The following is a 25,494-nucleotide window of genomic DNA, read 5'->3' on the forward strand; positions in this document are numbered from 1 at the left end:
GCGCTTCCGCTCCGGGTGACGGTAGCAGTACGTGAGCGGGTGGACGCGGTGCGCGACACGGGGTGGCGGCGGGGCGGCAGGACCGGAAAGGGCCGAGCGCGCCGGGGTCGTCCACAGGGCGTCCGACACGGGTCTCGCGGCGCCGTAGGCTGTTTGCGTGCTCTTGCTCGCTCTGGATACCGCCACGCCCGCCGTGACCGTCGCGCTGCACGACGGTACGGACGTCATCGCCTCGTCGAGCCAGGTGGACGCACGCCGGCACGGCGAGCTGCTGCTGCCCGCCGTCGACCGGGTGCTCACCGAGGCCGGCCTGCGGCTCGACGCCGTCACCGGCATCGTCGCCGGTACCGGCCCCGGCCCGTACACGGGGCTGCGCGTCGGCCTGATGACCGCTGACGCCTTCGGACTCGCCCTCGGCGTGCCCGTGTACGGCGTGTGCACGCTGGACGGCCTCGCCCGCGCCGCCGACCTCGCGGGCCCCTTCGTGGTGGCGACCGACGCCCGCCGCAAGGAGGTCTACTGGGCGCGGTACGCCGACTCCCGGACCCGCCTCACCGACCCGGCCGTCGACCGTCCCGCCGACATCGCCGAGCAGGTGGCCGGACTCCCCGCCGTCGGTGCGGGCGCGCTGCTGTACCCGGACACCTTCCCCCGGGCGCACGAGCCCGAGCACGTGTCCGCCGCCGCCCTGGCCCGGCTGGCCGCCGAGCGGCTCGCGGCGGGGGAGGAGCTGCCCGCGCCCCGGCCGCTGTACCTGCGCCGGCCCGACGCCCAGGTCCCCAAGAACTACAAGGTGGTCACCCCCAAGTGACCGGAGCGACCGAGCCCGTGACCCCGCCCGCGCGCGCCGGGCTGCGCGAGATGCGCTGGTGGGACATCGGCCCCGTGCTCCGGCTGGAGCGGGAGCTGTTCCCGGAGGACGCCTGGTCGCGGGGCATGTTCTGGGCCGAGCTGGCGCATGCGCGCGGGCCCGGGGCGACCCGGCGGTACCTGGTCGCCGAGGAGGACGGCCGGGTCGTCGGCTACGCGGGCCTGGTCACCTCGGGGGAGCAGGCCGACGTGCAGACCATCGCCGTCGCCCGCGACCACTGGGGCACCGGCCTCGGCGCGCGGCTGCTGACCGAGCTGCTGCGGGCGGCGACCGCCTTCGAGTGCACCGAGGTGCTGCTGGAGTGCCGGGTGGACAACACCCGCGCCCAGCGGCTGTACGAGCGCTTCGGCTTCGAGCCCATCGGCTTCAGGCGCGGCTACTACCAGCCGGGCAACGTGGACGCCCTGGTGATGCGCCTGACCGACCCTTCCACCCCCGTACCGGGAACCGAACGAGGAACCGACAACCATGGCTGACTCACGCGACGAGCCTCTCGTGCTGGGGATCGAGACCTCCTGTGACGAGACCGGCGTCGGTGTCGTACGCGGCACCACCCTGCTGGCCGACGCCGTCGCGTCCAGCGTCGACGAGCACGCGCGCTTCGGCGGGGTCGTGCCCGAGGTGGCGAGCCGCGCCCACCTGGAGGCGATGGTCCCCACCATCGAGCGCGCCCTGAAGGAGGCGGGCGTCGGCGCCCGCGACCTCGACGGCATCGCCGTCACCGCCGGGCCCGGACTCGCGGGTGCCCTGCTGGTCGGCGTCTCGGCGGCGAAGGCGTACGCCTACGCGCTGGGCAAGCCCCTGTACGGCGTCAACCACCTCGCCTCGCACATCTGCGTCGACCAGCTGGAGCACGGCCCGCTGCCCGAGCCGACGATGGCGCTGCTGGTCTCCGGCGGTCACTCCTCCCTCCTGCTGTCCTCGGACATCACCTCCGACGTCCGCCCGCTGGGCGCCACCATCGACGACGCGGCCGGCGAGGCCTTCGACAAGATCGCCCGCGTGCTGAACCTGGGCTTCCCCGGCGGCCCGGTCATCGACCGGTACGCGCGCGAGGGCGACCCGGACGCGATCGCCTTCCCACGCGGGCTGACCGGTCCGCGCGACGCGGCGTACGACTTCTCCTTCTCCGGGCTGAAGACGGCCGTGGCCCGCTGGATCGAGGCGAAGCGGGCGGCGGGGGAGGAGGTGCCGGTGCGCGACGTGTCGGCCTCCTTCCAGGAGGCGGTCGTGGACGTGCTGACCCGCAAGGCGGTGCGGGCCTGCAAGGAAGAGGGCGTCGACCACCTGATGATCGGCGGCGGCGTGGCCGCCAACTCCCGGCTGCGGGCCCTGGCCCAGGAGCGCTGCGAGGCGGCCGGCATCCGGCTGCGCGTGCCCCGCCCCAAGCTGTGCACGGACAACGGCGCGATGGTGGCGGCGCTCGGCGCCGAGATGGTCGCCCGTAACCGGTCGGCCTCCGACTGGGACCTGTCGGCCGACTCCTCCCTCCCGGTGACCGACCCGCACGTGCCGGGACGCGGCCACCCGCACGGTCGCGGCCACGACCACGTGCACGAGGTCAGCAAGGAGAACCTGTACTCGTGACCGTCGCCCTGATGTGGGAGGCGCGGGCCGTGCCCGGCGGGGGCGGGGAGCTGCTGGCCTGGGCCCGTCGCCAGAAGCTCCCCGTCCCGCCCCTGCGCCGGGAGACCCTGCGGGCCCCGCAGGACCGCGTCCTGGTCATCACCTGGTGGGACGCGCCGTACGACGCCGAGCTGCCGGAGCTGCCCGAACCGGACGGGGGCCTGGTCACCAGGGCGGTGCACCGGTGGCGGTTCGAGTCGGCCGGGAGCGACGGGAGCGACCCGAGCGACGGGAGTGACGGCCGTGACGTGGGTGACAGGAGCGACGGCAGCGACTGAGGCGACGGGAGTAACTGGAGCGACGAGAGCGACCGAAGCGACGGAAGCGACCGAAGCGACGAGAGCGACCGAAGCGACGAGAGCGACCCGGAACACCTGGAGTGGCCGAAGCGACGGCGGCGGCCGGCGCGGCTGACGCGTCGCCTTCCGGCCGGGAGAGGCCAGGGCGAATGGTTCGACACTCGAACCGAATGTTCCGAAGGGCTGCGGGTGTCCGGACCCTTCGTCAGACGGGCAGGTGGGGATACGATCGCCGCCATGACATCCCCGCAGCCCGCTGAAACCCGGACGCAAAAGCGGTCCGCGCAGACCGCGACCCTCGCCGAGATCGCGCGCGAGGCCGGTGTGTCGGCACCGACTGTTTCGAAGGTGCTCAACGGCCGCGCCGACGTCGCCCCGGCGACCAGGGCCCGTGTGGAGGAGCTGCTGCGCGCCCACGGCTACCGGCGCAGGCGGGCCGAGTCGACCCGCTCGCCGCTGATCGACCTGGTCTTCCACGAGCTGGAGAGCGCCTGGGCGATGGAGGTCATCCGGGGGGTGGAGAACGTGGCCCGGGACGCCGGGCTCAGCGTCGTGCTCTCCGAGAGCGCGGGCCGCCTCACGCCCGGCCGGACCTGGGCCGACCAGGTCGCCGCCCGCCGTCCGCACGGCGTGATCCTCGTCCTGTCCGGCCTCGACGAGGCCCAGCGGGCGCTGCTCACCAGCCGTTCCATCCCGTTCGTGGTGATGGACCCGGCCGGCGACCCGGGCGCCGACGTGCCGTCCATCGGCGCCACCAACTGGCAGGGCGGACTCGCCGCCACCCGGCATCTGGTCGACCTCGGCCACACCCGCATCGGCGCGATCAGCGGGCCCACCCGCATGATGTGCAGCCGCGCCCGCGTCGACGGCTACCGGGCCGCCCTGGAGACGGCCGGGCTGCCGGTCGACCCCGACCTGATCGCGACTGGTGACTTCCACCACGAGGCCGGCTACCGGCAGGGCCTGGAACTGCTGCGCCGCCCGGACCGGCCGACCGCCGTCTTCGCCGGCAACGACCTCCAGGCGCTCGGGCTGTACGAGGCCGCCCGGGAGCTGGGTCTGCGGATTCCGGAGGACCTGAGCGTGGTCGGGTTCGACGACCTGCCGGTGGCCCGCTGGGTGGGGCCGCCGCTGACGACCGTACGCCAGCCGCTGATGGAGATGGCCGAGGCGGCGGCGCGACTGGTCCTGGACCTCGCCCGGGACGACGGGTCCGCCTCGGCGACCCGGGTGGAGCTGGCCACCAGCCTGGAGGTGCGCAGCAGCACGGCGCCGCCCCGGGCGCTTCGGGAGGCTTAGACCGCCACTGTCGCCGCTCCCCGCCCGAAACGTTCGGCGGCCGTTTCCGAATTCTGAGAATTTCCGCAGAAGCCCGCCCCGCATGTTCCTGATTAAACAATTCGGACTTATGTTCCTTCCTGCGGGGCATTCGGACGGGGACCGAACGGGACGACACGGGCGGGGGCTGACGCATGGTGGCGCGGGAGGGGCAGGAGGAGCGGAGCGGCCGTTCGAAGGGGCTGAAAGCCGTCGGTCTCGCACTGGTCGGCGCCCTGCTGCTCGGCGCCGCGGCGGCGGGCTGGGCCTACTGGCACCTGACCGGCAACATCAAGAGCGTCGACATCGACAGCGCGCTCGGTGACGACCGCCCCGCCCGCCCGGTCACCGCCCCCTCCGCCTCGCCCGCCACGTCCCCCGTGCCCACCGGCGCCCTGAACCTCCTCGTCCTCGGCTCGGACTCGCGCAGCGGCGAGGAGAACCGGGAACTCGGCGGCGGCGACAGCGGAGGCGCCCGCTCCGACACGGCGATGGTCGTCCACCTGGACGCGGGCCGTACCGCCGCCACCGTGGTCAGCATCCCGCGCGACACGCTCGTCCACCGGCCCGCCTGCCCGCTGCCGTCGGGCGGTGCGACCCGGGAGGCGAGCGGAGCGATGTTCAACACCGCCTACGAGCTGGGCGGACCGGTCTGCGCGGTCAAGACCGTCGAGTCGCTCACCGGCGTGCGCATGGACCACTACATCGAGATCGACTTCTCCGGCTTCGCCGAGCTGGTCGACGCGCTCGGCGGGGTCACGGTCACCACGGATGTGGACATCGACGACGACAGGAGCCACCTGCACCTGGACGCCGGCACCCATCACCTCGACGGCACCCAGGCCCTCGGCCTGGCCCGCACCCGGTACGGGCTGGAGAGCGGCAGCGACCTCGCCCGGATAGAACTCCAGCAGAAACTGGTCAAGGCCCTGCTGGAGCGGATCTCCGCCACCGACCTGCTCACCGACCCCGCGCGGCTGTACCAGGTCGCCGACGCGCTCACCGGCAGCCTCACCACCGACACCGGACTTGACTCCCTGGGCGAGCTGACCCGCCTGGGCCGCAGCCTCGGCGGCCTCACGGCCCAGGACGTACGCACGCTGACGATGCCCGTGCTGCCGGCGCCCTCGGACCCCAACCGGGTGGTGGCCGACGAGCCGGACGCCACTGACCTGTGGAAGACACTGCGCTGAGAAAGCGGTGAAGAGGGAAAAGACGAGCGGGAAATCCCGCGGCGGATGTCGATCCACCGGCGGTTCGTTCGACGCAAGGGGTGAGAGGCCGGGGAGGAGCCCCGGCCGCCGGACCCGAGGAGCCACCATGCCCCGCTACCTGTCCCTGATCCGCATCGAGGAGAACGACGCCCCCGCCGGCGGCCCCAGCCCCGAGCTGGTGCAGCGCATGGAGAAGCTGATGGAGGAGATGACCAAGGCCGGCGTCCTGCTCGACACGGCCGGGCTGACCCCGACCGCCCAGGGCACCCGCGTCCACTACGAGGGCGGGCAGCTGTCCGTCACCGACGGGCCCTTCACCGAGTCCAAGGAGGTCGTCGGCGGCTACGCCCTGCTCCAGGCCAAGGACCGGGCCGAGGCGGTCGAGTGGACCAAGCGGTTCCTCAAGGTGCACGAGGAGCACTGGACGGTGACCTGCGAGGTGCGGGAACTGATGGAGGGCTGAGCCCCGTTTGGCCACGAGGCCCTGAGGGTGTTGCATGGTGGGCTGTGGAACCGCAGCCCACCGAGGCCCTCGAGACCGTCTTCCGGCTGGAGTCGCCGCGCGTCATCGCCGCCGTCACCCGGCTCGTGGGGGACGTCGGCATCGCGGAGGAACTCACCCAGGACGCCCTGGTCGCCGCCGTGCGGCAGTGGCCCGGGGACGGCGTGCCCGACAACCCGGGCGCCTGGCTCATGGCCACCGCCCGCCGCCGCGCCGTCGACCTGATCCGGCGCCGGGAGAACTACGCCCGCAAGCTGGCGGAGATCGGCCGGGACCTGCCCGCCTCGGCGCCCGCGCCCGAGGAGCCCGCCGACCCCGAGGACATCGACGACGACCTGCTGCGGCTGGTCTTCACCGCCTGCCACCCGGTGCTGTCCGCCGAGTCCCGCATCGCCCTCACCCTTCGCCTGCTCGGCGGCCTGACCACCTCCGAGATCGCCCGCGCCCGACTCGTCCCCGAAGCCACGGTCGCGCAGCGCATCGTGCGCGCCAAACGCACCCTGGCCACGAAGAACGTCGCCTTCGAGGTGCCCTACGGCCCGGATCGCGCGGCCCGCCTCGGCTCGGTCCTTGAGGTCATCTACCTGATCTTCAACGAGGGTTACGCGGCCACCGCGGGCGACGACTGGCTCCGCCCCGGCCTGTGCGAGGACGCCCTGCGCCTGGCCCGCGTGCTCAGCGCCCTGATGCCGAAGGAACCCGAGGTCCACGGCCTGGCCGCCCTGCTGGAGTTCCAGGCCTCCCGCACCGCCGCCCGCACCGGGCCCGACGGCGAGCCGGTCCTCCTGAAGGACCAGAACCGCCACCGCTGGAACCGCATGCTCATCGCCCGCGGCATCACCGCCCTCGACCACGCCCACACCACCACCGGCTCCGCCGCCCCGGGCCCGTACGTCCTCCAGGCCGCGATCGCCGCCTGCCACGCGACGGCCGGGACCTACGAGGACACCGACTGGCCGCGCATCGCCACGCTCTACGGCCTGCTCGCGGCGCGCACTCCGTCCCCGGTCGTCGAACTCAACCGCGCGGTGGCCGTCTCCATGGCCGAAGGACCGGCCCCCGCCCTGGTTCTCGTCGACGCCCTCGCCGCCGAACCCGCCCTGCGCGGCTACCACCTGCTCCCCAGCGTCCGCGGCGACCTCCTGCTCCGCCTGGGCCGCACGGCCGAGGCGCGCGCGGAGTTCGAACGGGCGGCGTGTCTGACCCGCAACGCACGCGAACGCGCCCTGCTGACCCGCCGCGCCGAGGAGGCGGCCGGTTAGGAGGTCTCGTCCGGACGCCGCCGGGACCGCGGTGCCGGGCACGCGGCGGACCCCGCGCGGGCCGGCCGCGAGGCACCGTGGCCCGGAACCGGCCTGATCCGGACGGCACCCCCTAACGCGCCGGGTGCCCGATCAGCATCGTCGGCGCCCCCGCGACCCGGGTCAGGAAGACGGTGGCCGCGTGCGGCCCCTGCGGCCTGACCTTCCCGCGCAGTTCCTCCGGCCCGACCGCCGAGCCCCGCTTCTTCACCGTCAGCGTGCCGACCCCGCGCTCCCGCAGCAGCGCCCTCAGCTTCTTGACGTTGAAGGGCATCCGGTCGGTGATCTCGTACGCCGTGGCGTACGGCGTCGGCAGCAGCTCGTCCGCGGTGACGTACGCGATGGTCGCGTCGAGCAGCCCGCCGCCGACCTGTCCGGCGACCTCGGCGACCAGGTGGGCCCGGATGACGGCGCCGTCCGGCTCGTACAGGTACCGGCCGGGCGTGCGGACCTCCGGGTCGGGCAGGCCGGTGCCGGGCAGGGTGCGGGGGCCGGGCAGCAGCGTGGCCCGCACCGCCCCCGGCGCGGCACCGGTGCCGAACCACAGCACGGCCTCCTTCACGTCCCCGCCGTCGGAGATCCACTCGGCCCCGGCGTCCTCGGGCACCGCCTCGTGCGGAATGCCCGGCGCGACCTTCAGCGCGGCGGCGCGGGACGCCGCACGGGCCGCCCGGACGGCCCAGGACAGCGGCGGCGAGTACGCCTCGGGGTCGAAGATCCTGCCGCGCCCGCCCCGCCGCGCGGGATCGACGAACACGGCGTCGTACCCGTCCGTGTCCACCTCCGTGACATCCGCCTCGCGCACCTCGACCAGGTCACCGAGCCCCAGCGCGTCGGCGTTGGCGCGGGCGGCCGCGGCCGTCGCCGGGTCGCGGTCGACGGCCAGCACCCGGATCCCGGCGCGGGCCAGCGCGATCGCGTCGCCCCCGATCCCGCAGCACAGGTCGGCGACGGAGGTGACGCCCAGCGCCGCGAACCGCCCGGCCCGGTACGCCGCCACGCTCGCCCGCGTCGACTGCTCGACCCCGTCGGGTGTGAAGAACATCCGCCCGGCGTCCTCGGCCCCGAACTTCGCCACCGCCCGCTGCCGCAGCCGCGCCTGCCCGAGCGCCGCCGACACCAGCTCGACGGGGTGCGTGCGCCGCAGCCGGGTGGCGACCGCCAACTCCCGCTCCGGGTCGGTGTCGCGCACCTCGTCGAGGAGCGCGCGGCCTTCGTCGGTGAGCAGGGCGAGGAGGGAGTCCAGGTCGTTCACCGCCTCATTGTGGGCCAGTCGGTGGACGCTGTGCCTCCGGCGCGGTGTCGGGCCGGTTCCGGCGGCCGGGGACTGCGAGGATCCGGCACCATGCGAGAAGTCGTACAAAATGACAAAAGTCGGGCGTCGCGCGTGTCCCGGGCCTCTCGTCCCGTTCTCCGCAGGCGCGGAGCGATCGCCACCGCCGTCCTCGCCGTCGCCGGCCTCGCCGCCGGCTGTGCGCACGACGACGCCGGCGAAGCGCGGGGCGCCTCCGGCCGGCAGCCCCTCCAGGCGCCCCCGGCCCGCGCCCTCGACGGCTACGCGTCCAAGCTGCGCGCAGCCCAGGCCGCCCGGGCCGCCGCCGCCAAGCGCTGGAACCTCAGGAAGGTCCCGCTGGCGGCGCCCGCGCCCCCCGCGAAGAAGCCGGAGATCAAGGCCCGCGAGGGCTTCGAGGTGGACGGCCAGGAGCAGGAGGGCCTCCCGCCGGTCTTCACCACGGTCCCCACCAAGGAGAAGATCGTCTTCCTCACCATCGACGACGGCGCCGAGAAGGACCCGGCCTTCCTGAGGATGATGAGTGAGCTGAAGGTCCCCTACACGGTCTTCCTCACCGACAAGGAGATCAAGGACGACTACGGCTACTTCGAGAGGATGCAGGCCCGCGGGATCACCCTCAACAACCACACCCTGAGCCACCCCTACCTCCCGGCGCTCTCCTACGAGGAGCAGAAGCGGGAGATCTGCGGCATGCAGGACGTGATGGAGAAGCACTACGGCAAGCGCCCCGTCCTCTTCCGCCCGCCCTTCGGCAACTACAACCGCGACACCCTGCGCGCCGCGAAGTCCTGCGGTATCGAGTACGCGCCGATCTGGAGCGAGGAGGTGTACGTCGACCACTGGGAGTACCGCGAGTGGGACCAGGACCTGCACCCCGGCGACATCGTCCTCACCCACTTCCGGGGCACGGACGACTGGGACGGCACGATGACCGACATGGTCCGCCGCTTCCTGAACCGGATCACCGCCGAGGGGTACGCGGTGGCCCGCCTGGAGGACTACCTGTGAGGCGAGGGCGGTTCCGTCCGGCCGGCACCGCCCTGGCCGCCCTGGCCGCCCTCCTGCTCGCCGGCTGCGCCGAGTTCGCCGCCCCCGCCGAACACGCGGCGGTCGCCGGGGACCCCGCCCGGGGCGGCGACGGGCGCAGCGACCAGGGGAGGGCCCTGCCGCCCGTCGTGGACCACGTCCGCACCACCGACCGGGTCGTCTTCCTCACCTACGACGACAGCGCCGAGCGCGACCCCGGCCTCGCCGACCTGATCCGCGAACGGCGGCTCCCGGTCACCCTGTTCCTCACCGACACCGTCGCCGGACCGGCGTACGGCGACTTCGCCCGGCTGCGGTCGGTCGGCGCGAGCCTGCAGAACCACACCCTCGACCACCGCACCCTGCGCGGCCTGCCCTACCCCGGCCAGCGCGCCGAGATCTGCGGTCAGCAGGCCAAGCTCAGGTCCCGCTTCGGTGTCCGCCCCCGCCTCTTCCGGCCGCCGCACGGCACGTACGACACCACCACCCTGCGTGCCGCCGCCGACTGCGGCATCACCGCCCTCGTCCTGTGGCGCGCCACCCTCGACACCGGCGGCACCCTCACCTTCAGCCGCGGCGACCACCGCCTCCACCCCGGCGACATCGTGGCCGTCGGCCCGGACCACCCGACGGCCGCGCACCTGCGGTCCCGCACAAAACGTTTGCTGAGGACGATCGAGGAGCAGGGGCTGAGGGCGGCCCGCCTGGAGGACTACCTCTGACAGCGATGATGCTCGCGGTGACGCCGCTGGTGGGTCTGACCTCTCGGCGTCGGCGGGTACCTCGGCCGCCCGGCGTCTGAGGGCGAGGCCGCTCAGGCCGGAAGCGGGGCCCGGGGGCGGCGGTTCCCGCGACGCGCGCACCCGCGGCGAGTGCGTTTCGAGGAGGCGTGAGCACGGGAAATCCCGCCGACGCGCCGTCGGCATTGGCACTCAGCTTGACCGAGTGCTAATCGCAGTCATAGTCTCGGCTCTGGCACTCCCCACCGGAGAGTGCCAACAACGCGACGGGCAGGTCCGGCACCCGCGACGACGGATCGACCTGGTCGCCACCTCAGACAGTTAACCCCGTGAGATCTCCGAAGGGGGAGGTCGGATCGTGACGACCACCAGCTCCAAGGTTGCCATCAAGCCGCTCGAGGACCGCATCGTGGTCCAGCCGCTCGACGCCGAGCAGACCACGGCCTCAGGCCTGGTCATTCCGGACACCGCCAAGGAGAAGCCCCAGGAGGGCGTCGTCCTGGCCGTGGGCCCGGGCCGGTTCGAGGACGGCAACCGTCTTCCGCTCGACGTCAGCGTCGGCGACGTCGTGCTCTACAGCAAGTACGGCGGCACCGAAGTGAAGTACAACGGCGAGGAGTACCTCGTCCTCTCGGCCCGCGACGTGCTCGCGATCGTCGAGAAGTAGAAGTAGCACCTCACTTCACCGAAGCACCTTGCTTTTCTGCTGCGCCCCTGACTCCCGCTACCACCAAGAAGCCGGGCGCCGGGGGCGCAGTGCCGTATAACCCCAAGATTTCCGGAAGAGGGCTCACGCTCCCATGGCGAAGATCCTGAAGTTCGACGAGGACGCCCGTCGCGCCCTCGAGCGCGGCGTCAACAAGCTCGCAGACACCGTGAAGGTGACGATCGGCCCCAAGGGCCGCAACGTCGTCATCGACAAGAAGTTCGGCGCCCCCACCATCACCAACGACGGCGTCACCATCGCCCGCGAGGTCGAGGTCGAGGACCCGTACGAGAACCTCGGCGCCCAGCTGGTGAAGGAGGTGGCGACCAAGACCAACGACATCGCGGGTGACGGCACCACCACCGCCACCGTGCTCGCCCAGGCACTCGTCCGCGAGGGCCTGAAGAACGTCGCCGCCGGTGCCTCCCCGGCGCTGCTGAAGAAGGGCATCGACGCGGCCGTCGCGGCCGTGTCCGAGGAACTCCTCGCCACCGCCCGCCCGATCGACGAGAAGTCCGACATCGCCGCCGTCGCCGGTCTGTCCGCCCAGGACCAGCAGGTCGGCGAGCTGATCGCCGAGGCGATGGACAAGGTCGGCAAGGACGGTGTCATCACCGTCGAGGAGTCCAACACCTTCGGTCTGGAGCTGGACTTCACCGAGGGCATGGCCTTCGACAAGGGCTACCTGTCGCCGTACTTCGTGACGGACCAGGAGCGCATGGAGGCCGTCCTCGACGACCCGTACGTCCTGATCAACCAGGGCAAGATCTCCTCCATCGCGGACCTGCTGCCGCTGCTGGAGAAGGTCATCCAGGCCAACGCCTCCAAGCCGCTGCTGATCATCGCCGAGGACCTGGAGGGCGAGGCGCTCTCCACCCTCGTCGTCAACAAGATCCGCGGCACCTTCAACGCGGTGGCCGTCAAGGCCCCCGGCTTCGGCGACCGCCGCAAGGCGATGCTGCAGGACATGGCCGTCCTCACCGGCGCCACGGTCATCTCCGAGGAGGTCGGCCTCAAGCTCGACCAGGTCGGTCTCGACGTGCTCGGCACCGCCCGCCGCATCACCGTCACCAAGGACGACACCACGATCGTCGACGGTGCCGGCAAGCGTGACGAGGTCCAGGGCCGCATCGCCCAGATCAAGGCCGAGATCGAGAGCACGGACTCCGACTGGGACCGCGAGAAGCTCCAGGAGCGCCTCGCGAAGCTGGCCGGCGGCGTGTGCGTGATCAAGGTCGGCGCCGCCACCGAGGTGGAGCTGAAGGAGCGCAAGCACCGTCTGGAGGACGCCATCTCCGCGACCCGCGCCGCGGTCGAGGAGGGCATCGTCTCCGGTGGTGGCTCCGCGCTGGTCCACGCCGTCAAGGTCCTCGAGGGCAACCTCGGCAAGACCGGCGACGAGGCCACCGGTGTCGCGGTCGTCCGCCGTGCCGCCGTCGAGCCGCTGCGCTGGATCGCCGAGAACGCCGGCCTGGAGGGTTACGTCATCACCTCCAAGGTCGCCGAGCTGGACAAGGGCCAGGGCTTCAACGCCGCCACCGGCGAGTACGGCGACCTGGTCAAGGCCGGCGTCATCGACCCGGTGAAGGTCACCCGCTCCGCCCTGGAGAACGCCGCCTCCATCGCCTCCCTCCTCCTGACGACCGAGACCCTGGTCGTCGAGAAGAAGGAAGAGGAGGAGCCGGCCGCCGGTGGCCACAGCCACGGCCACTCCCACTGAGCGCTGCGCTGAGCTGAACGGTGCCCGGTACCCCCTCGGGGGTGCCGGGCACCGGGCGTCTCCGGGCACCGGGTCCGCGTCCGCCCCGCCGGGTCCACTGCCGGGTACGGCACCGTTGTGGAGGCCCGCCCGCGCCCGCGCCCGCTCGCGGAGCCGCCCGTCGCTACGGCCCCGCGTCTCCTGCGGTGCGCGTCTGCGCACCCGGTGTCACAGCATCCGGTGCCACAGCACCCGGTGTCACAGCAGCCCGCTCAGCGGCAGGACACGCTCGGCGAGCCGCCCGCGCAGCCTTCCCCCGGCGGTGTCGCCCTCCGCGAGCCAGTCGGCGGTGACCAGCGATCCGGCGTGCCCGGTCACGTCCTCGGGCCGCAGGGCGCAGAACGATGCGGCCGCGTCCAGGTCGAGACCGTCGTCCGAGGCGCTCGCGAGACGGCCGTCCGGACGGCTGTGGGCGGCGGTGTACACGGCGAGGAGCCGGGTGGCGGCGGCCGACTTCCTCTTGCGGAGCTTCCGGTCGCCCACCGCCTTCTGCGCCCACCCCGAGAGCCTCGCACGGGTGACCTTGCCGAAGGAGAACGGGCGGGGCCCCAAGGCCAGCAGAGAGGGGACGGTGACCTGGGTGGGCTCCTCGGGCCGGGAGGCCAGCGCCTCCGCGACGGTGACCGTCTCCGGCAGCCGCAGCCAGCCGACGTCGACGAGTTGCTCAAGCACCCGCTCGGCGTCGCCCGGCAGCCAGCCGTTGAGATCCTGCCCGGTGACGTTCCCGGTGCCGGCCCGCGCGGCCCGCAGGGTGAGCATGAGCACCGCCAGCCGCGCCTCGGCCCCGGGGAGCGGGGCGTGGACCCGGACGTGGTCCAGCACGCCACGCGCCTGGGCGGCCTGAGTCCGGGTCAGCAACCGCTGGACCACCGGCCCGCTTCCGTCCACCGCGACGCCGAGACGGTTCGCGTTCATCTCGCGGGTGGTCCGCGCGGCCGCCTCCGCCCGCTCCGCCTCCTCGCGCAGGGACGCGTCGCCGGTGACGGTGGCCCACACGGCGAAGGCGCGGGCCTTGCGGTCGTGGAGTTCGGCGAGGACTGCGAGGTCGGGTTCGGGCCGCCGCTGATACGCGCGGAACGCGTCTCCGAGGTCGATGAGCTCCAGCCGCAGGACATCGGGCCGCAGGTCGTACGGCACGATCCGCTGCGCGATCTTCCCCCACGGCTTCTTCTCGCGCCGGGACGACGCTCCACGCGGCGCGGCGCTGCGGGCCTGGGGCAACCGTGTGGGACCGGTGCCGGGAGACGGGGTGCCGGACGCGGCGGAGGGAGAAGAAGAGGGGGCGGGGCAGGGGGAGGGCGTTGGGCCGCCGTCGGAGAACATCGGCGCCGCGCCGCCGCCCGCGGGCCTCCGGTCCGCCCCGACGGCAACCGCGTGCCGCGTCCCGTCCTCCGTCACCCTGTCCGTACGCCTCCTCCGGTCGGTGCCGTCGACGAACAGCTCGCCCCGGTCACCCGTGCCCGCACTCACCCGATGCCGCCCTCTCCCTTGCCGACCTGCGACCTCCCGCAACGCTGCGGGCGCAGCCACCTGACGCTACGTCGCCCCCGCACACGACGTGAGGCACGGACGGGGGTAGACCACACGTTCGGGTGACGATCCTTGGCCGGAGCCGGAGCCGGAGCCGGAGCCGGAGCCGGAGCCGGAGCGGACGCGGCAGCGAGTCCGCCACCGCGATGCGGGAAGGGATGCGGCGCGTGCCCCCCTACCGCGGCCCGTACTTCCGCCCCGTCCGCGAAGTGATCCCGCCCAGCAGTCCCCGCGGCACCAGCTTCGCCGCGCCCATCAGCGTCTTGTAGCGCGGGTCGGGGATCGACAGGGACTTGCCCCGGGACAGGTCGGCGAGGGCCGCCGCGACGACGTTGTCCGCGTCGAGCCACATCCAGTTCGGGATGCTGTCCGTGCCCATGCCGGCCCGCTCGTGGAACTCCGTGCGCACGAAGCCGGGGGCCAGGGCCATCAGGCGTACGCCGCTGCCCGCCAGATCCCTCGCCACACCCTGGGTGAACTGCACGACCCACGCCTTGGAGGCGCCGTAGGTGCCGCGCGGGACGAAGGCGGCGACCGAGGCCACGTTGACGACGCCGCCGCGGCCCCGCTCCCGCATCGCCTCCACCCCGGCCGAGGTCAGCCGGAGCACCGCCTCGCAGTGCACCTTGAGCATGGTCAGCTCGTCGGCCATGGGGACCTCGAGGAAACGGCCCTTGCTGCCGAACCCGGCGTTGTTGACCAGCAGGTCGACGGGGTTCCTGCGCGCACCCAGCCGGGCGGCCACCGCGTCGATGCCGGCGTCCGTCGACAGGTCCGCCGTCAGCACCTCCGCCTCGATGCCGTGCCGGTCGTGCAGTTCGGTGGCCTGTTCGCGCAGCCGCTCGGTGTCGCGGGCCACCAGCACCAGGTCATGGCCGTCGGCCGCCAGCCGGCGCGCGAACGCGGCCCCGAGGCCCGCCGTCGATCCCGTAATCAATGCCGTTGTCATGGCGCAAGGTTATGGGTCCGGAGCAAGTAGGTCCGCTTGGCTCAGCCGCCGTACTGCGCCACGTACTTCCGCGCGGACGCCAACGCCTCCGGGTGCAGCGCCCCGCCCGCCGCGAGCAGCCGGGGGAGCAGCTCGCGCTGGGTCGTCACCGCGCGGAACTGCAGGGCCACCGTCACCTCGTGGTCGGGCCGGTGCACGATCCGCACCGCGTCGCCCGCCCGTATCTCCCCGGGCTCCAGCACGCGGAAGTACGCGCCCGGCGCGCCCTTCTCCATGAAGCGCTTCATCCAGCGCTGCTCACCCAGGTGGCCCTGGAAGGTGCGGCAGGGGATGCGCCCGGACGTCACCTCGAGCAGCGGCCCGGGACCGACCCGCCAGCGTTCGCCGATGAGGGCGCCGGAGAGGTCCAGGCCCGTGGTGGTGAGGTTCTCGCCGAACGAGCCGTTCGGCAGCGGACGGCCCAGTTCGCGTTCCCAGTCGTCCATGTCCTCGCGCGCCATCGCGTACACCGCCTGGTCGTCGCCGCCGTGGTGGCGGGTGTCGCAGACGGTGTCGCCGGCCAGTCCGCTCGCCCCGGACCCCTTGGCCCCGGGCGCCGCCACCCGCACGGGTCCGTCGGCCGGCCGCTTGTCGATGCCGGTGACGCCCTCGGGCTGGTCCGTGTAAGGCACCGCCTTCGCGCGGCCCAGGTTGACGGACAGGAGCCTCATGGCGGAAAGGTTCATGGAGGAACCGTAGGACACCGATTGTCAAAGCGTCGACGCGGTATTCGGCGTCCGGCCAAAGAGTCGCTTATCCTCGGCGGTGTGATCGAGGCTCGTCATCTCCGCGTGCTGCGCGCCGTGGCATCGACCGGTTCCTTCTCCGCCGCGGGGCGCGAGCTGGGCTGCACCCAGCCCGCCGTCAGCCAGCAGATGAAAGCTCTGGAGTCCTCCGTCGGCACACCCCTGCTGGTGCGCACCGGACGCGAGATGCGGCTGACCCAGGCCGGTGAGGCGCTGGTGCGGCACGCCGCCGGGATCATCGCCGGGCTCACGGCGGCCGAGGAGGAGGTCGCCGCGATCGCCGGGCTGCGCGCCGGGCGGGTCCGGCTGGTCTCCTTCCCCAGCGGCAGCTCCACCCTCGTACCGACCGCGCTGGCCGCGCTGCGCGCCGCGCACCCCGGCACCCGGGTCTCCCTGGAGGAGGCGGAGCCGCCGAGATCCGTGGAGCTGCTGCGCGAGGGCGACTGCGACGTGGCGCTCGCCTTCCGCTACGAGGGCGCGGCCGGCGCGGAGGAGTGGGACGACCTGGTCGTACGGCCGCTGCTGACCGACCGGCTCGTGGCGCTGGTCCCCGAGGGCCACCGGCTCGCCCGCACGGAGGCCGCCGGTCCGGTGGGCATCGGGGAGCTGGCCCGCGAGTCCTGGATCGCGGGCTGCCCGCGCTGCCGCGGCCAGCTGGTCGAGGTCTGCGAGGGCGCCGGATTCAAGCCCCGCATCGACTTCGCGACCGACGACTACCCGGCGGTGGCCGGCCTGGTCGGAGCCGGCCTGGGCGTGGCCGTCCTGCCCCAGCTCGCCCTCGACTCCGTACGGCCCCGGGGCGTGCGCACGGTCACGCTGGAGCCGGCCGTGCGGCGGGAGATCGTCGCGCTCACCCTGCCCGACCTGGCCCAGGTGCCTGCGGTGACGGCGACCCTGAACGAGCTGGCCCGGGCGGGCGGGCGACAGTCGGCGGCGCGCTGAGGGCGCACACCGTGGCGGCGTGAGCGGCCGTCCGTGTGCGGTGGTCCACCCGGCAAGGTCCTCCAGAGAAACGTTCCTTCAGTGAGGCGCCGCCGCCTCTCCGCCGACCGGCGCCGATGCCGTCGCCGCCACCAGGCGGTTGCGGGCCCGTCCCATGAGCTCCTCGCGCTCGTCCTCGGTCAGCCCGCCCCACACGCCGTACGGCTCACGCACCGCCAGTGCGTGCGCCGCGCATTCGGCGCGGACCGGGCACCTCATGCAGACCTCCTTGGCCGAGTTCTCACGAGCGCTCCGCGCCGCACCGCGTTCGCCCTCCGGATGGAAGAAGAGCGAGCTGTCCACCCCACGGCACGCAGCCAGGAGCTGCCAGTCCCACAGGTCCGCGTTCGGTCCGGGAAGGCGGGAGAAATCTGCCATTGCGTGACCCCTTGATGCCGATATGGGTAGATGTGGGGACCTCCAGCATCCCCGACCGTACAACTACGATCTAAGGAGATGAAAATATGACTCATTGCGAATCTAGTCGCAGACACCAGCGAAGTGGAAGAAAAGCGGCTGAATGGGGCACCGCGTGTGAGGAAACGGGGCGGGTCCGACGCGCATGTCTGCTGCGTGGCCGCCCCCTCACGTAGAGTGCCGAAGACGACACACAGCCCCGTAACTCTTTCGAGTGACCATCGTTGAGAGTGCGGAGGCGGTTGAAGGAACAAGTGCTCGGGCGGGCGTCCGGGACGGTCGACCGCACAGGTGACGATTTCGTACCAGCCTGGAGGCTCAACGTGACGCGCATCAGCTGCGGAGGACGGCCATGACTTCCGTTCTCGTCTGCGACGACTCCCCGCTTGCCCGAGAGGCGCTCCGCCGCGCCGTCGCGACCGTGCCCGGCGTCGAGCGCGTGACGACGGCCGCCAACGGCGAGGAAGTCCTCCGCCGCTGGGGCGCCGACCGCTCGGATCTGATTCTGATGGACGTGCGCATGCCCGGTCTGGGCGGCGTCGAGACCGTCCGGCGGCTGCTGTCCGCCGACCCCGGCGCGCGCATCATCATGCTCACCGTCGCCGAGGACCTGGACGGCGTGGCCCTCGCGGTCGCCGCCGGCGCCCGTGGCTATCTGCACAAGGACGCCTCGCGCGCCGAGCTGCGCGCCACCGTGACGCAGGCCCTCGCCGACCCGACCTGGCGGCTCGCCCCGCGCCGGCTGCGATCGGCCGAGATGGGCGCCGCGCCCACGCTCACCGCGCGGGAGATCCAGGTCCTGGAAGGCATGAGCCACGGCCGCTCCAACGCGGAGATCGGCCGCGAGCTGTTCCTCTCCGAGGACACCGTCAAGACCCACGCCCGTCGGCTCTTCAAGAAGCTCGGCGCCTCGGACCGGGCGCACGCGGTGGCGCTCGGCTTCCGGTGGGGCCTGGTCCGCTAGGAGCACCCCGTGCGGTGGAGGCCCGAAGGGCCCGTCGGGGACGCGCTGATCCCCGCTTATCGCGAGGTGAGCGGGGGTGACAAGGCGACCCGCCGGGTGCCCGCTGCTCGTTTCGCCGCGGATGACGCATCCTTGAGGTGTGGAGTTCCTCGGGGACGAGTCGGTCGAGCGGAAGGGGAGGGCGCAGGGGATGAGTTCCGGCGCACCTGCTCATAACGCTTCGGTGCACAACAAGGGGCACGGAGCCACGGATCGGACGGCCGCAAGGCACCATGGACCGATGCGTGACGACGAGGCGCCCCCGAACCAGGGGACGGTCGGTGGGCTCGTCCACCGCGCCGTCGACGGGGACGAGCAGGCCACGCACGACCTGCTCGCCCATGTCCACCCTCTGGCGCTGCGCTACTGCCGCACGCGGCTGTCCCGCCTGCCCGGCGACGCCCGGCACTTCGTCGAGGACCTCGCCCAGGAGGTCTGCGTCGCGGTACTGCTCGCGCTGCCCCGCTACAAGGACACCGGGCGTCCCTTCGAGGCGTTCGTCTTCGCCATCGCCGCCCACAAGGTCGCCGACCTGCAGCGCTCGGCGATGCGGCACCCCGGTTCGACGGCCGTCCCGTCCGACGAGATGCCCGAGCGGCCCGACGACTCGCTGGGCCCGGAGGAGCGCGCGCTGCTCAACAGCGACGCAGCCTGGGCCAAGAAACTGCTGGCCAACCTGCCCGAGAACCAGCGCGAGCTGCTCCTGCTGCGTATCGCGGTCGGGCTGACGGCCGAGGAGACCGGGCAGATGTTGGGAATGTCACCAGGAGCCGTGCGGGTCGCACAGCACCGGGCGCTGAGCCGGCTGCGGGCGCTGGCGGAGCAGTAGTCCGCGCGGTGGACGGGCGGCGCGACCGCTTTCCGCAATACCTCGTACGAAACTACGAACGTCGCACGCGCTCCTGATCGTGGAATGACCCACGTCCACTTCCCGTTAGCATGGACATCCGCACCGATCAAGGCCATTTGGGGAAGGTGTCATGACTGCAAACGTCGACGGAGTGCCCGAGAAATTCGCGACACTCGGGCTGACCTACGACGACGTGCTGCTGCTGCCGGGCGCCTCCGCGGTGCTTCCGAACGCGGTCGACACCTCGTCCCGCATCTCCCGCAACGTGCGGGTCAACATCCCGCTGCTCTCCGCGGCGATGGACAAGGTGACCGAGTCCCGGATGGCCATCTCCATGGCCCGGCAGGGCGGCGTCGGCGTCCTGCACCGCAATCTGTCCATCGAGGACCAGGCCAACCAGGTCGACCTGGTGAAGCGTTCCGAGTCCGGCATGGTGGCCAACCCCATCACCATCCACCCGGACGCCACCCTCGCCGACGCCGACGCGCTGTGCGCCAAGTTCCGCATCAGCGGTGTCCCGGTCACCGACGGCGCGGGCAGGCTGCTGGGCATCGTCACCAACCGCGACATGGCCTTCGAGACCGAGCGTTCCCGGCGGGTGCGCGAGGTCATGACGCCGATGCCGCTGGTCACCGGCCAGGTCGGCATCTCCGGTGTGGAGGCCATGGAGCTGCTGCGCCGCCACAAGATCGAGAAGCTGCCGCTGGTCGACGGCGACGGCGTCCTCAAGGGCCTGATCACGGTCAAGGACTTCGTGAAGGCCGAGCAGTACCCCCACGCCGCGAAGGACGCGAGGGGCCGCCTGCTCGTCGGTGCCGCCGTGGGGGCCAGCCCCGAGGCGCTCGACCGCGCCCAGGCCCTCGCCGAGGCCGGAGTGGACTTCCTGGTCGTCGACACCTCGCACGGCCACAACAGCAACGCCCTCAGCTGGATGTCGAAGATCAAGTCCAGCGTCGGCGTCGACGTCGTCGGCGGCAACGTCGCCACCCGTGACGGTGCCCAGGCCCTGGTCGACGCCGGTGTCGACGGGATCAAGGTGGGGGTGGGCCCCGGCTCCATCTGCACCACCCGCGTGGTCGCCGGCATCGGCGTCCCGCAGGTCACCGCGATCTACGAGGCCTCCCTCGCCGCCCGGGCCGCCGGTGTGCCCCTGATCGGCGACGGCGGACTGCAGTACTCCGGTGACATCGGCAAGGCGCTGGCCGCCGGCGCCGACACCGTGATGCTGGGCAGCCTGCTCGCGGGCTGCGAGGAGTCGCCGGGTGAGCTGCAGTTCATCAACGGCAAGCAGTTCAAGTCGTACCGCGGCATGGGTTCGCTGGGCGCCATGCAGTCCCGCGGCCAGGGCAGGTCGTACTCCAAGGACCGCTACTTCCAGGCCGAGGTCACCTCCGACGACAAGCTCGTGCCCGAGGGCATCGAGGGACAGGTCCCCTACCGGGGCCCACTGGCCAACGTCCTGCACCAGCTCGTCGGCGGTCTGCGGCAGACCATGGGGTACGTGGGCGCCGCCACCATCGAGGAGATGGAGTCCAAGGGCCGCTTCGTGCGGATCACCTCCGCGGGTCTCAAGGAGAGCCACCCGCACGACATCCAGATGACGGTCGAGGCGCCGAACTACAGCCGCAGCAAGTAAGCAAGCGGGCAGCAGCCTCCCGAGGGCGGCCCCGGACCGTCCGGGGCCGCCCTCAGCAGTGCCCCGCCCCTCCGTCGGGGATACTGGAAGGCGCTGCAACGCATCAGGGAAAGGCCACAGACGTGACTGAGATCGAGATCGGGCGCGGCAAGCGCGGCCGCCGGGCGTACGCCTTCGACGACATCGCCGTCGTCCCCAGCCGCCGTACGCGGGACCCGAAGGAGGTCTCGATCGCCTGGCAGATCGACGCCTACCGCTTCGAGCTGCCGTTCCTGGCCGCTCCCATGGACTCGGTCGTCTCCCCGGCCACCGCGATCCGCATCGGCGAGCTGGGCGGCCTCGGCGTCCTGAACCTGGAAGGGCTCTGGACCCGGCACGAGGACCCGCAGCCGCTGCTCGACGAGATCGCCGGGCTGGACACGGACAACGCGACCCGCCGCCTCCAGGAGATCTACGCGGCCCCCGTCAGGGAGGAGCTGATCGGGCAGCGCATCAAGGAGGTGCGCGACTCCGGCGTGGTCACCGCCGCCGCGCTCTCCCCGCAGCGCACCGCCCAGTTCTCCAAGGCCGTCGTGGACGCGGGCGTCGACATCTTCGTCATCCGCGGCACCACGGTCTCGGCGGAGCACGTCTCCGGCTCGCACGAGCCGCTGAACCTGAAGCAGTTCATCTACGAGCTCGACGTCCCGGTGATCGTCGGCGGCTGTGCCACCTACACCGCCGCCCTGCACCTGATGCGGACCGGCGCCGCGGGCGTCCTCGTCGGCTTCGGCGGCGGCGCCGCCCACACCACGCGCAACGTGCTGGGCATCCAGGTGCCCATGGCGACGGCGGTGGCCGACGTGGCGGCGGCCCGCCGGGACTACATGGACGAGTCCGGCGGCCGGTACGTGCACGTCATCGCCGACGGCGGCGTCGGCTGGTCCGGCGACCTGCCCAAGGCGATCGCCTGCGGCGCGGACTCCGTGATGATGGGCTCCCCGCTGGCCCGCGCGACCGACGCGCCCGGCAAGGGCAACCACTGGGGCATGGAGGCCGTCAACGAGGAGCTGCCGCGCGGCAAGAAGGTCGACCTCGGCACGGTCGGCACCATCGAGGAGGTCCTGACCGGCCCGGCCCGCATCCCCGACGGCTCGATGAACTTCTTCGGGGCGCTGCGCCGGGCGATGGCCACGACCGGGTACAGCGAGCTGAAGGAGTTCCAGCGCGTCGAGGTGACGGTGGCGGACTCGCAGCACCGGCGGTAACCCCTCGGCCGGCGTACCGAAGGGCCCGGAGCACTCCGGACGCTGTGGGTCAACAGCGTCCACTGCGCTCCGGGCCCTTCGCGTGCCCGGCCCCGTCCCGCTCAGAGCCGGTGCGCCGCCCCCGTGGGCGTGGCCCCGCGCGTGTCCAGGAGCAGCTGGGCCTTGACCGACAGGCCCTGGAGGTCGTACGTGCGGTGCTGCTGGAGGAGGATCGTGAGGTCGGCGTCGGCGGCGGTCTCGTAGAGGGAGTCGGCGCGGGGGACGGGGCGGTCGGCGACGTTCCAGGACGGGACGTGGGGGTCGTGGTAGCTGACGGCGGCGCCCATCGACATCAGGCGGGTCGCGATCTCCTCGGCCGGGCTGGCCTGCTGGTCGGCGAGGTCGGCCTTGTAGGTGACGCCGAGGAGGAGGACGCGGGCGCCGCGCGCGGACTTGCCGTGCTCGTTGAGGAGGGCGGCGGCGCGCTGGACGACGTAACGGGGCATCTGGGAGTTGACCTGCTGGGCCAGCTCCACCATGCGCAGGCTGTGCGGGGCCTGGCCGGTCAGGTCCTGGGGGACGGAGTGGCCGCCCACGCCGGGTCCCGGGCGGAAGGCCTGGAAGCCGAACGGCTTGGTCTCCGCACAGCGCAGGACGTCCCACAGGTCGACGCCGAGGTCGTCGCAGAGGACGGCCATCTCGTTGACGAGGGCGATGTTGACGTGCCGGAAGTTGGTCTCCAGGAGCTGCACCGTCTCCGCCTCGCGGGGGCCGCGCGCGCGGACCACCTTGTCGGTGAGGCGGCTGTAGAAGGCGGCGGCCGACTCGGTGCAGGCCGGGGTGAGGCCGCCGATGACCTTGGGGGTGTTGGCCGGGGTGTGGTCGCGGTTGCCGGGGTCGACGCGACTGGGGGAGTAGGCGAGGTGGAAGTCGCGGCCGGCGCGCAGCCCGGAGCCCTGCTCCAGGATCGGGCACAGGAACCGCTCCGTCGTCCCGGGCCGCACCGGCGACTCCAGGATGACGGTGGTGTGCGGGCGCATGTGGGCGGCCAGGGTGCGGGCCGCCGCCTCCACCTGGGTGAGGTCGAGGCCGCCGTCCGCGCCCGGCGGGGTCGGGGCGCAGATGACGGCGGTGCGCACGCGCCCCAGCTCGGCCGGTCCCGCCGGGGTGCGGAAGCCCGTCGCGAGCATCCGGCGCACCTCGGCGGGGGTGAGCGGATCGGCCTCCGGGCCGGTGCGGTAGCCGAGGGTGGGGATGCCTGCGGCGACGGCGGCCTGGGCCAGGGGCAGGCCGTACGGGCCGAGTCCGATGACGCCGAGATCTGCGGGCATGGCGTGGGCCGTCCTTCCCAGTAACCGAAGCGGGGCAGGTGTGCAAACCCGGTGGACAGGATGGGCGAGCACAACGTCAGACTAGGAGTAAATATGACCGATATGCGGGATTGATCCGCCGAGTCTCGGTGAGTGTCGAATGCCGGCGGCCGGCTGCCGGGCGGCCGCGGGCAAGTCGCGGAGAAGGGGTTCACAGGCCGGCCCGCGCGGCGGCCGACGGCGGGCGGGCCGGTCGGAATCTGGGCATGGTGGGTACCAGGAGACGGGCTCGCCCGACGGGTGCGGCCGACGCTACCGACAGCGGGAGGCAGCAGTGAGGACAGCGACCCTGGGGCCGGCGCAGCGCGCCGAGTCGCTCGCGGCCATGGCCGAGCGCGAGCTCGACGTACTGGTGGTGGGCGCCGGCGTGGTCGGCGCGGGCACCGCGCTCGACGCCGTGACGCGCGGCCTGTCGACCGGCCTGGTCGAGGCACGGGACTGGGCGTCGGGCACTTCCAGCAGGTCCAGCAAGCTGATCCACGGCGGCCTGCGCTATCTGGAGATGCTCGACTTCGTGCTCGTACGGGAGGCGCTGAAGGAGCGCGGGCTGCTCCTGGAACGGCTCGCACCGCATCTCGTGAAGCCGGTGCCGTTCCTGTACCCGCTGCAGCACAAGGGCTGGGAGCGGCTGTACGCGGGCTCGGGCGTCGCGCTCTACGACGCCATGTCCATGGCCCGCGGCCACGGCCGGGGCCTGCCCATGCACCGGCACCTGAGCCGCCGTCACGCCCTGCGCGTCGCACCCGCGCTCAAGAAGGACGCGCTCGTCGGCGCGCTGCAGTACTACGACGCCCAGATGGACGACGCCCGGTTCGTGGCGACGCTGGTGCGCACCGCGGCGGCGTACGGCGCCCAGGCCGCCAACCGCGCACGGGTCACCTCCTTCCTGCGCGAGGGTGAACGAGTGGTCGGCGCGCGGGTGCGGGACGTCGAGGCGGGCGGGGAGTACGAGGTCCGCGCCAAGCAGGTCGTGAACGCGACCGGAGTGTGGACCGACGACACCCAGGCGCTGGTGGGCGAGCGCGGCCAGTTCCACGTCCGGGCGTCCAAGGGCATCCACCTGGTCGTGCCCAAGGACCGCATCCACTCCGGCACCGGTCTGATCCTGCGCACCGAGAAGTCGGTGCTGTTCGTCATCCCCTGGGGCCGGCACTGGATCATCGGCACCACGGACACCGACTGGGACCTCGACAAGGCCCACCCGGCCGCCTCCAGCGCCGACATCGACTACCTGCTCGAGCACGTCAACTCGGTGCTGTCGGTGCCGCTCACGCGCGACGACGTCGAGGGCGTGTACGCGGGCCTGCGCCCGCTGCTGGCCGGCGAGTCGGACGCCACCAGCAAGCTGTCGCGCGAGCACACCGTCGCGCACCCGGTGCCCGGCCTCGTCGTCGTGGCGGGCGGCAAGTACACGACGTACCGGGTGATGGCCAAGGACGCCGTGGACGAGGCGGTGCACGGGCTCGACCTGCGGGTCGCCGACTGCGTCACCGAGGAGACGCCGCTGCTCGGCGCCGAGGGCTACCACGCGCTGTGGAACGCGCGGGCGCGGATCGCCGCGCGCACCGGACTGCACGTGGTGCGCGTGGAGCACCTGCTGAACCGGTACGGCGCGCTCGCGGAGGAGCTGCTCGAACTCGTCGCCGCCGACCCCTCGCTGGGCGATCCCCTCGGCGGCGCCGACGACTACCTGCGCGCCGAGGTCGTCTACGCCGCCTCGCACGAGGGCGCGCGGCACCTGGACGACGTACTGACCCGGCGCACCCGCATCTCCATCGAGACCTTCGACCGGGGAACGCGCAGCGCCCGGGAGGCCGCCGAGTTGATGGCGCCGGTGCTCGGCTGGGACAAGGGCCAGGTCGAACGGGAGGTCGAGCACTACGAGAAGAGGGTCGAGGCCGAGCGGGAGTCGCAGCGTCAGCCGGACGACCTGACGGCCGACGCGGCCCGGCTGGGAGCGCCGGACACCGCGGCGCGGTAGGGGCCCTCGGGGCGGGTGTGACGGGAGGTCCGGCCGCCCCGCCGCCCGCACCCGGGTCCGGTGGGCCCCCGTGGCACCCTGGGCGTCGAGCACTTGTCGGGTGAGGGACAA

24 protein-coding genes are annotated in these 25,494 nt (G+C 72.8%); 18 read left to right on the forward strand and 6 right to left on the reverse strand.

Annotated features, from left to right (window positions below):
• Nucleotides 1–157: 157 nt before the first annotated feature.
• The 8 genes from tsaB to ACGFYH_RS05490 all read left to right on the forward strand — a co-directional run bounded on the left by tsaB (nt 158) and on the right by ACGFYH_RS05490 (nt 7,091).
• Nucleotides 158–811, forward strand: a complete 654-nt coding sequence (tsaB, locus tag ACGFYH_RS05455) for a tRNA (adenosine(37)-N6)-threonylcarbamoyltransferase complex dimerization subunit type 1 TsaB (protein WP_393801798.1) — start codon at nt 158–160, stop codon at nt 809–811.
• Between the two features lie 50 nt (nt 812–861).
• A complete protein-coding gene (gene rimI / locus ACGFYH_RS05460; protein ID WP_393801949.1) occupies nt 862–1,347 on the forward strand; it encodes a ribosomal protein S18-alanine N-acetyltransferase in 486 nt (161 codons plus the stop codon).
• Complete coding sequence (gene tsaD / locus ACGFYH_RS05465; RefSeq protein WP_393801799.1) at nt 1,340–2,458, forward strand: tRNA (adenosine(37)-N6)-threonylcarbamoyltransferase complex transferase subunit TsaD; 1,119 nt, start codon at nt 1,340–1,342, stop codon at nt 2,456–2,458. The genes rimI and tsaD overlap by 8 nt, the downstream gene beginning before the upstream one ends.
• Complete coding sequence (locus tag ACGFYH_RS05470) at nt 2,455–2,775, forward strand: hypothetical protein (RefSeq protein ID WP_393801800.1); 321 nt, start codon at nt 2,455–2,457, stop codon at nt 2,773–2,775. The genes tsaD and ACGFYH_RS05470 overlap by 4 nt, the downstream gene beginning before the upstream one ends.
• A 258-nt stretch (nt 2,776–3,033) precedes the next feature.
• Nucleotides 3,034–4,095, forward strand: a complete 1,062-nt coding sequence (locus tag ACGFYH_RS05475; protein WP_393801801.1) for a LacI family DNA-binding transcriptional regulator — start codon at nt 3,034–3,036, stop codon at nt 4,093–4,095.
• Between the two features lie 173 nt (nt 4,096–4,268).
• Nucleotides 4,269–5,306 carry an LCP family protein gene (locus ACGFYH_RS05480; RefSeq protein ID WP_393801802.1) on the forward strand — a complete coding sequence of 346 codons (1,038 nt, stop codon included), beginning with the start codon at nt 4,269–4,271 and terminating at the stop codon, nt 5,304–5,306.
• A gap of 127 nt (nt 5,307–5,433) precedes the next feature.
• On the forward strand, nt 5,434–5,790 hold the full coding sequence (locus ACGFYH_RS05485) for a YciI family protein (protein WP_393801803.1): 357 nt from the start codon (nt 5,434–5,436) through the stop codon (nt 5,788–5,790).
• Nucleotides 5,791–5,834: 44 nt separating this feature from the next.
• Nucleotides 5,835–7,091, forward strand: coding sequence for an RNA polymerase sigma factor (locus ACGFYH_RS05490; RefSeq protein ID WP_393801804.1), 1,257 nt, complete (start codon nt 5,835–5,837; stop codon nt 7,089–7,091).
• A gap of 112 nt (nt 7,092–7,203) precedes the next feature.
• Here ACGFYH_RS05490 and ACGFYH_RS05495 read toward each other — a convergent pair whose 3' ends face one another.
• Complete coding sequence (locus ACGFYH_RS05495; protein WP_393801805.1) at nt 7,204–8,493, reverse strand: methyltransferase domain-containing protein; 1,290 nt, start codon at nt 8,491–8,493, stop codon at nt 7,204–7,206.
• Between ACGFYH_RS05495 and ACGFYH_RS05500 the strand changes: the two genes are divergently transcribed.
• The 4 genes from ACGFYH_RS05500 (at nt 8,476) to groL (ending at nt 12,616) form a co-directional block, all read left to right on the forward strand.
• Nucleotides 8,476–9,432 (forward strand): polysaccharide deacetylase family protein, encoded by a 957-nt coding sequence (locus ACGFYH_RS05500; protein WP_393801806.1) that lies wholly within the window; start codon nt 8,476–8,478, stop codon nt 9,430–9,432. The genes ACGFYH_RS05495 and ACGFYH_RS05500 overlap by 18 nt on opposite strands.
• A complete protein-coding gene (locus tag ACGFYH_RS05505) occupies nt 9,429–10,172 on the forward strand; it encodes a polysaccharide deacetylase family protein (protein ID WP_393801807.1) in 744 nt (247 codons plus the stop codon). Before ACGFYH_RS05500 ends, ACGFYH_RS05505 begins: the two co-directional genes overlap by 4 nt.
• A gap of 376 nt (nt 10,173–10,548) precedes the next feature.
• Nucleotides 10,549–10,857: a co-chaperone GroES gene (gene groES, locus ACGFYH_RS05510; protein WP_003974211.1), complete on the forward strand. Its 309-nt coding sequence runs from the start codon at nt 10,549–10,551 to the stop codon at nt 10,855–10,857.
• Between the two features lie 133 nt (nt 10,858–10,990).
• Entirely contained in the window at nt 10,991–12,616 is a 1,626-nt protein-coding gene (gene groL / locus ACGFYH_RS05515; RefSeq protein WP_393801808.1) for a chaperonin GroEL, read from the forward strand.
• A gap of 237 nt (nt 12,617–12,853) precedes the next feature.
• Here the strand turns inward: groL and ACGFYH_RS05520 are convergent, their stop codons facing one another.
• The 3 genes from ACGFYH_RS05520 to ACGFYH_RS05530 all read right to left on the reverse strand — a co-directional run bounded on the left by ACGFYH_RS05520 (nt 12,854) and on the right by ACGFYH_RS05530 (nt 15,844).
• Entirely contained in the window at nt 12,854–14,125 is a 1,272-nt protein-coding gene (locus tag ACGFYH_RS05520; RefSeq protein WP_393801809.1) for a hypothetical protein, read from the reverse strand.
• A gap of 235 nt (nt 14,126–14,360) precedes the next feature.
• A complete protein-coding gene (locus tag ACGFYH_RS05525; protein WP_393801810.1) occupies nt 14,361–15,134 on the reverse strand; it encodes an SDR family NAD(P)-dependent oxidoreductase in 774 nt (257 codons plus the stop codon).
• A 41-nt stretch (nt 15,135–15,175) separates the two neighbouring features.
• Nucleotides 15,176–15,844: an MOSC domain-containing protein gene (locus tag ACGFYH_RS05530; protein WP_393801950.1), complete on the reverse strand. Its 669-nt coding sequence runs from the start codon at nt 15,842–15,844 to the stop codon at nt 15,176–15,178.
• A gap of 96 nt (nt 15,845–15,940) precedes the next feature.
• On the opposite strand from ACGFYH_RS05530, the gene ACGFYH_RS05535 reads away from it, so the two are divergent.
• Entirely contained in the window at nt 15,941–16,861 is a 921-nt protein-coding gene (locus ACGFYH_RS05535) for a LysR family transcriptional regulator (RefSeq protein WP_393801811.1), read from the forward strand.
• 78 nt (nt 16,862–16,939) lie between these two features.
• Here ACGFYH_RS05535 and ACGFYH_RS05540 read toward each other — a convergent pair whose 3' ends face one another.
• A complete protein-coding gene (locus ACGFYH_RS05540; protein WP_393801812.1) occupies nt 16,940–17,278 on the reverse strand; it encodes a WhiB family transcriptional regulator in 339 nt (112 codons plus the stop codon).
• A 391-nt stretch (nt 17,279–17,669) separates the two neighbouring features.
• Here ACGFYH_RS05540 and ACGFYH_RS05545 point away from each other — a divergent pair, with 391 nt between their 5' ends.
• The 4 genes from ACGFYH_RS05545 to ACGFYH_RS05560 all read left to right on the forward strand — a co-directional run bounded on the left by ACGFYH_RS05545 (nt 17,670) and on the right by ACGFYH_RS05560 (nt 22,053).
• Nucleotides 17,670–18,281: a response regulator transcription factor gene (locus ACGFYH_RS05545; RefSeq protein WP_003948568.1), complete on the forward strand. Its 612-nt coding sequence runs from the start codon at nt 17,670–17,672 to the stop codon at nt 18,279–18,281.
• 280 nt (nt 18,282–18,561) lie between these two features.
• The gene (locus ACGFYH_RS05550; RefSeq protein WP_393801813.1) at nt 18,562–19,149 is read left to right on the forward strand and encodes a sigma-70 family RNA polymerase sigma factor; all 588 of its coding nucleotides are present in this window, start codon (nt 18,562–18,564) and stop codon (nt 19,147–19,149) included.
• 151 nt (nt 19,150–19,300) lie between these two features.
• Entirely contained in the window at nt 19,301–20,806 is a 1,506-nt protein-coding gene (gene guaB, locus ACGFYH_RS05555; protein WP_393801814.1) for an IMP dehydrogenase, read from the forward strand.
• A gap of 122 nt (nt 20,807–20,928) precedes the next feature.
• Complete coding sequence (locus ACGFYH_RS05560; protein ID WP_393801815.1) at nt 20,929–22,053, forward strand: GuaB3 family IMP dehydrogenase-related protein; 1,125 nt, start codon at nt 20,929–20,931, stop codon at nt 22,051–22,053.
• Between the two features lie 101 nt (nt 22,054–22,154).
• On the opposite strand, the gene ACGFYH_RS05565 is transcribed toward ACGFYH_RS05560, so the two are convergent.
• Nucleotides 22,155–23,363: a nucleotide sugar dehydrogenase gene (locus tag ACGFYH_RS05565; protein ID WP_393801816.1), complete on the reverse strand. Its 1,209-nt coding sequence runs from the start codon at nt 23,361–23,363 to the stop codon at nt 22,155–22,157.
• Nucleotides 23,364–23,676: 313 nt separating this feature from the next.
• Here ACGFYH_RS05565 and ACGFYH_RS05570 point away from each other — a divergent pair, with 313 nt between their 5' ends.
• Nucleotides 23,677–25,383: a glycerol-3-phosphate dehydrogenase/oxidase gene (locus tag ACGFYH_RS05570; RefSeq protein ID WP_393801817.1), complete on the forward strand. Its 1,707-nt coding sequence runs from the start codon at nt 23,677–23,679 to the stop codon at nt 25,381–25,383.
• The last annotated feature ends 111 nt before the right edge of the window (nt 25,384–25,494 follow it).

The sequence above is a fragment of the Streptomyces sp. NPDC048392 genome, from assembly GCF_043200575.1.
Lineage (GTDB): Bacteria > Actinomycetota > Actinomycetes > Streptomycetales > Streptomycetaceae > Streptomyces.